The 6,010-nt window shown below is 67.9% G+C and carries 7 protein-coding genes; 3 read left to right on the forward strand and 4 right to left on the reverse strand.

Features of this window, described 5'->3' with window-relative positions; translation table 11 throughout:
• Positions 1-2 precede the first annotated feature (2 nt).
• Positions 3-593, forward strand: coding sequence for a RidA family protein (locus AC1DEY_RS18465; protein ID WP_476869237.1), 591 nt, complete (start codon positions 3-5; stop codon positions 591-593).
• Positions 594-609: 16 nt separating this feature from the next.
• Positions 610-1,521 carry an NUDIX hydrolase gene (locus tag AC1DEY_RS18470; RefSeq protein WP_476869238.1) on the forward strand — a complete coding sequence of 304 codons (912 nt, stop codon included), beginning with the start codon at positions 610-612 and terminating at the stop codon, positions 1,519-1,521.
• A gap of 295 nt (positions 1,522-1,816) precedes the next feature.
• Here AC1DEY_RS18470 and AC1DEY_RS18475 read toward each other — a convergent pair whose 3' ends face one another.
• Positions 1,817-2,494, reverse strand: a complete 678-nt coding sequence (locus tag AC1DEY_RS18475) for a Crp/Fnr family transcriptional regulator (protein WP_011693220.1) — start codon at positions 2,492-2,494, stop codon at positions 1,817-1,819.
• Between the two features lie 216 nt (positions 2,495-2,710).
• Between AC1DEY_RS18475 and AC1DEY_RS18480 the strand changes: the two genes are divergently transcribed.
• Positions 2,711-3,895, forward strand: a complete 1,185-nt coding sequence (locus AC1DEY_RS18480) for a MarP family serine protease (protein ID WP_476869239.1) — start codon at positions 2,711-2,713, stop codon at positions 3,893-3,895.
• An 85-nt stretch (positions 3,896-3,980) separates the two neighbouring features.
• Here AC1DEY_RS18480 and AC1DEY_RS18485 read toward each other — a convergent pair whose 3' ends face one another.
• The 3 genes from AC1DEY_RS18485 to AC1DEY_RS18495 all read right to left on the reverse strand — a co-directional run.
• A complete protein-coding gene (locus AC1DEY_RS18485) occupies positions 3,981-5,114 on the reverse strand; it encodes a DUF2332 domain-containing protein (protein ID WP_476869240.1) in 1,134 nt (377 codons plus the stop codon).
• Between the two features lie 2 nt (positions 5,115-5,116).
• On the reverse strand, positions 5,117-5,593 hold the full coding sequence (aroQ, locus tag AC1DEY_RS18490) for a type II 3-dehydroquinate dehydratase (RefSeq protein ID WP_476869241.1): 477 nt from the start codon (positions 5,591-5,593) through the stop codon (positions 5,117-5,119).
• Positions 5,594-5,786: 193 nt separating this feature from the next.
• Positions 5,787-6,010, reverse strand: a 224-nt coding sequence (locus tag AC1DEY_RS18495) for an AMP-binding enzyme (RefSeq protein WP_476869242.1), incomplete at its 5' end; no start/stop codon positions are given.

The following is a 6,010-nucleotide window of genomic DNA, read 5'->3' on the forward strand; positions in this document are numbered from 1 at the left end:
CCATGAGCAACCCCTCAGAAACCGTTCCGGCCACGTCGGCCGCCGCGGGAAACACCTCCGAAAGCGCCGCAGGCGCAGCGGCCCACGTTAACGGCGCGGGCGCGTCATCCGCCGTCGAACAGCGCCTGGCCGAGCTGGGCCTCACGCTTCCCGAGGTCGCCGCCCCGGTCGCTGCTTATGTCCCCGCGGTCATCTCCGGCAACCACGTCTACACCTCCGGGCAGCTGCCGTTCATCAACGGCAAGCTCGAGGCCACCGGCAAGGTGTCCTCCGGCTCCCAGGGCGCCTCCGACGAATCCACCGTCTCCCCGGAAGACGCGAAGGCCTACGCCGCCGTCTGCGCCGTCAACGCCCTTGCTGCCGTCAAGAGCGTGATCGGCGACCTMGACCGGATCACGCGGATCGTCAAGGTTGTCGGGTTTGTTTCCTCCGATCCTTCCTTTACCGGCCAGCCCGGCGTCATCAACGGCGCCTCGGAGCTGCTGGGCCAGGTCCTCGGCGACGCCGGCCAGCACGCACGCTCCGCTGTCGGGGTCTCTGTCCTGCCGCTCGACTCGCCCGTCGAAGTCGAACTGATCGCCGAATTCGCTTAGAAGGCCGGTCACTTCGTTGCCTCAGTTAGCMCGTCGCTTGTTCGTTCTGCCCCCCGATCTCGAGGGAGCAGCCCGGAGCTGGATTGAACACGGTGAGCGGACCCCCCGCGCCCCCCGCCTGGCCTCCTCGGTGATCCTTCTGCGGGATTCGCCCACAGGCCTGGAGACCTGGCTCGGCTACCGGACGGGCTCTTCCCCGCTCGGTGTCCTCGCCTTCCCCGGGGGATCGCTGGAGGCATCCGACGACGACGCCGTCGGCTGGCTTGGCCCGTCGCCCCAGCATTGGGCCGAGCAGATGGGGACGGACGACGTCGGGCTGGCGCGACGTCACGTTGTGGGCGCCATCCGTGAGCTGTTCGAGGAGACCGGCCTCCTGCTGGCGGGCCCCGACCTGTCCACCACGGTGGAGATGACCTCCAGCGCGGACTGGATGCGTGCCCGTGAAGCCGTCGCGGAGCAGGAGAAGTCCTTCACTGAACTGCTCGCCAAGCGGGGGCTCTCGCTGCGCACGGACCTGCTCAAGCCCCTGGTGAACTGGCTCAGCCCCGATTTCGCGCACCGCCGGTTCAACACCCGCTACTTTGCTGCCACCGTGCCCGTGAACCAGCAGCCGTCACTGCTGGCCAGCAAGGGCGTRTGGGGTCGCTGGGTGTGCGCCCGGAAGGTTGTGCTCGAGCGCGACACCACGGCTCTCGGCGACGAGGCAGGGCAGGAAAACACCGTCGGGCGAACCCTGGGCGAACTCCTGGTGCCGGGCTCGGAGATCATGCTCGAGAAGATGGCCAAGGCCAACGGCTGCATCGCCTACCTCAGCTACAAACGCAAGGCCCACGTCTACCAGCCGAAGCTCGTCGAGGAAGACGGCCGGCTCGTGCTCGAAGTCGAGGCCGCCACGACCGTCGCCGGCGAACCCCAAAGGGAACGCTAGGTCCGGGAGGTCCGGGAGGTCCGGGCGCGGAAGTCGGCGGCCGGGGGTTGAAGTCAGTGTCCGCGGGGGACATGCCCTTCCCTGCTCGGCACGAATGGACATGTCCCTCMTTGGCCCGCCTGAGCCCGGGACATGCCCACGGGTGGCTCTGGCCGGTGGACATAGTGGCATTATGYCCAGTCCYCGCAACCAAGGCTGGGCATGTCCCGCGGACAATCRCCCGGACGARGCCGKGGTTTAACAACAGAAGGCCGGTCCCGTTTCCGGGGCCGGCCTTCGTGGTTGCTGTGGATCCCTASCGGGAACGCTGGCGCAGGCGCTGCATGTCGAGAATGACGACGGCGCGGGCTTCCAGGCGGAGCCAGCCGCGCTGCACGAATTCAGCGAGAGCCTTGTTGACCGTTTCGCGGGARGCGCCGACCAGCTGGGCCAGCTCTTCYTGGGTCAGTTCGTGYGCGACCAGCACGCCGTCGGTCGCCGGCCGGCCGAAGCGGTCGGCCAGGTCCAGCAGCGCCTTGGCCACACGGCCCGGCACGTCGGAGAARACGAGGTCGGAGAGTGAGTCGTTGGTGCGGCGCAGGCGGCGGGCCAGGGCCTGCAGCAGCTGGGCCGAAACCTCGGGGCGGGTGCGCAGCAGCGCGTTGAGGCTCTCGTTCTTCAGGCCGGCGAGACGCGTCTCGGAGACGGCGGTTGCCGTGGCCGTGCGCGGGCTGGGGTCAAACAGYGCCATTTCGCCGAAAAGTTCGCCCGGGCCGAGGATGGCCAGCAGTGATTCGCGGCCGTCCGGGGACGTGCGGCCAAGCTTGACCTTGCCGGAGACGATGAAGTAGAGCTGGTCACCCTGATCGCCTTCCCGGAATACCGAGGCACCGCGTGAAAGGTCCACCTCGGTAAGTTCGTCCGTCAGCAGACGGAACGCCTCGTCGTCGAGCGTGGCGAAAAGGGGTGCGCGGCGCAATACCTCGATATCCATGAAATCTCCTGACTAGCTGTGTCGGCTGGGGCGCTTCAGCCATTSTTTCAGAATTTTGSSGCTTCTGTGACGTAGTTGGCACCAAAACGCCCGAAGGGGCCGAAAGCGCACGGCCCGGGATGTCCGCGCAGTTCCCTGTGCAGGCCGGCGGCCGGTCGGCAAACGTTCAGCTTACACCGGTACAATCGTCGCTGAACTGTCTGTGAGGAGCCCCCGGTGTTTGGCTTGACCATTTTGGACCTGGCGTTGATTGTGGCGCTCTTGTCCTACCTGATCCACGGTCTTCGCAACGGCTTCCTTGTAACGCTCGGAGGCATCGCCGGATTCGCGGCGGGCGCGGTGGCCGCGTTCGTGTCCGTGCCCATAGTGAGCGGGCTCGTGGAGGACAGCGGCTGGCGCCTGACGGCAATCGTTGCCACCGCCGTCCTGCTGATGATCGTRGGAAACGGCCTGGGCACCATGATCGGWCGGCGCATCCGCAGCGTGGTCCCGTTCAGCCCGCTGCGGGCCGCAGACCGCCTCGTCGGCGGAGGCGTGAACGTGGTGGTGTCCGCCCTCGTGATGTCGATGCTGGCGTTCAGCATYGGGGCCYTGGGCGTGCCGTTCGTGTCCCAGCAGCTCGCGGAGTCAAAAGTCATCAGGTTCATCGACGGCGTGACGCCGACGCCGGTCAAGGCRTCGATGGCCCAGTTGCGCTCAGCGGTGATCGGCGAGGGCATTCCCACCCTGCTGGACGGCTTCGGCCAGAGCCAGCCCGTTGCCATCCCGGACACGAGCACGGACACGCCGGCGCTGAACAAGGCAGCCGCGTCAGTACTCAAGATCGCCGGCACCGCGTACCAGTGCGGCCAGAACCAGACCGGAACCGGCTTCGTGGTCGCCCCCGGCCGCGTGGTGACCAACGCCCATGTGGTCGCCGGCGTCGACGAGCCCGTGGTGGAGACCCCCGGCGGCCGCGCGCTGCCTGGGCGCGTTGTGTACTTCGACTCCCAGCACGACCTCGCCGTCGTGGCAGTGGATGGCCTGCGCACGGARCCCCTGGCGCTGGCCGCTGACCTGCCGTCCGGCAGCGCCGCAGCCTTCGCCGGCTATCCGCATGGYGGCCCCTTCCAGTCCAAACCTGCCACGGTGCAGGACATCACCACCGTCCTGGTCCCGGACATCTACGGCAAAAATGCCKYGCCCGAGGACGTTTACCGGCTCGCCGGCGACGTGCAGCCGGGCAACTCCGGAGGCCCGCTCCTGACAATGGACGGGCAGGTGGCCGGGGTGGTCTTTGCCAAGGCGACCACTGAGTCCTCGCTCGGATTTGCGATCACCATGAATGACCTCGGCCCCGTCGCGGCCCAGGCGCCCGGTTTGGGCAGTGCCGTCTCGTCCGGACAGTGCATTAAGAAATAACGCTGCAGCAAGCACGGATCGGCAAARAACAGCGGGACTGCCGCCCTCCGGTTACGGTCGCGGTCGGTTTAGAAACGCCCTCCGGTTAGAGCCACTCCAGGCTCTGCCCGTGCGGGCCGGTGATGGCAGCCGGCTCGCCGTCCTGCAGCAACAGGAACCGGCCGCGGAGYCGGGCGTCATCCATTTCCGGGACCACGTTGGAGCCGTCCGCCTGGGCCAGAACTGTATGGCCTTCGTTCGAGAGCCAGCGGCAACCACGCTCCGCCGCGAGATCGGCCATGGTCAGCCGGAACCGGGAGCGGCCCGCGGCATCGAGATAGGCCATGACGGCGCTGTGGAATACCACCAGGGCGGCATCCGCCGGGGCGCGCCCCGCCAGGTCCACGAGCTGTTCGTTGAGATCGCCGGCCACCAGCAGGGGCGGCCGTTCCTGGGCGATGGCGATCGCCTGGCGCAGCCGCTCGAGCCGGAACTCCTGCTCCGGCCAGACGAGCGCTTCGAGCCAGGCGACGTCGTCCGGGTTGCGCACGTCCAGCGGGTTGAGATCGATCCCTGCGCGCCACACCACGCGGGGGACTTCCGCCGGTAGCGGCACCGGACCCGAGGTGACGCAGCGCAGGACGGGGTACGTGCCGGGCGCGGCGCCGGCCGGAAGCAGCCGCGTCGTCCGCGCCTCTGCGGCCGCCGCCGGGTCGGTGCCTGCTTCCGCAGCGTCGCCGTCGTCCCCCRCTCGGACAAACTCGTATCCATAACGGTCAGGGAACAGGGCCAGGCCGGCGGAGGCGCCCACCTCGATGAGGGCCAAGGGCCGGTCCTCCACGGCCGAAATCTGCGCCAGCGACGGCAACAAGGTGGCGCAGCGTCCGGCCTCGTTCGTCTGGGTGGCCCGCGAAAGGACGATGTCCGAGACCTGGGCCCAGTGCTCTTCCAGGAAAATCCGGAAGTCGCGGTAGGGGCTGACCTGCGCGCCGAGGAATCTCGCCGCGGCCAGGATCAGCAGCGGCTGGCGCTTGTTATGCGGCCACCGGTCGATCCGCCGGATCAGCTCGGCGTCTCCGGCGATCCCCACGGTCCACGCCGCATAGCACGGGGAGGAACCGGGCGCATCGACCGTGCCGAAGTGCCGGTACCACTGTGCTGTGTCTGACTCCGTGGCCGACCCTGTGTCTGACCCCGTGGCCGATTCCCCAGACGCCGCTGCCGGCTCCGCGGGGGACATGCTCAGTCTTTGTCCGCGTGCAGCCCGGCGAGGTATTCGACCGCAAAGCGGTAGCCCAGAATCCCGGCGCCGGCGATCACTGCCTTGCTGACATCCGAAAGGTAGGAATGRTGCCGGAAGGCCTCGCGGGCGTGAACATTGGTGATGTGCACCTCGACCGTCGGCAGGGCAACAGCGGAAATCGCGTCCCGGATGGCCACGGACGTGTGCGTGTAGGCGCCGGCGTTGATCACGATTCCCACCGCCTTCCCGCGGGCGGCGTGAATGGCGTCCACCAGGGCACCCTCGTGGTTGGACTGGAAGCACTCGACGTCCAGTCCGTGTGTCGCACCGGCGTCTTTGGCGAGCTGTTCGACGTCGGCCAGCGTCGCCGTCCCGTATTTCTCCGGCTCGCGGGTGCCGAGCAGATTCAAATTGGGTCCGTTGAGTACCAGAATGGTGCCGCGGCCTGCGCCGCTGGCGGGGGTGGCTTCAGTCATGTCTGCAAATCTATCGCGCCGAGGGCCCGCGCCCGCTGTTCGTTACCAGCCCACTGTCCGTTCCCGGGGATGTTGACCGCTGCTGCGGCTTTCAGCCGGCAGGRTCAACGACGGCGGCGGCGCGGCCCACCAGGGTGGGCGGCGCCGCCGTCGGGCGAACGCTGTCGGCAACCCGTGTCGAAGGGGGCGCTGGCTATTTTTTCAGTGATTGGGCGATCTGGGTCATGACGGTGGTGTCGGCGAGGGTGGTCGCGTCGCCTGGGTCGCGGCCTTCGGCGACGTCTTTGAGGAGGCGGCGCATGATTTTTCCGGACCGGGTTTTGGGCAGTTCGGGGACGATGAGGATGGTTTTGGGTTTGGCGATCGGGCCGATTTCCTTGCCGACGTGGTTGCGGAGTTCGGTGACGGTGTCCTCGC

This window comes from Arthrobacter sp. 05T47 (assembly GCF_056395825.1).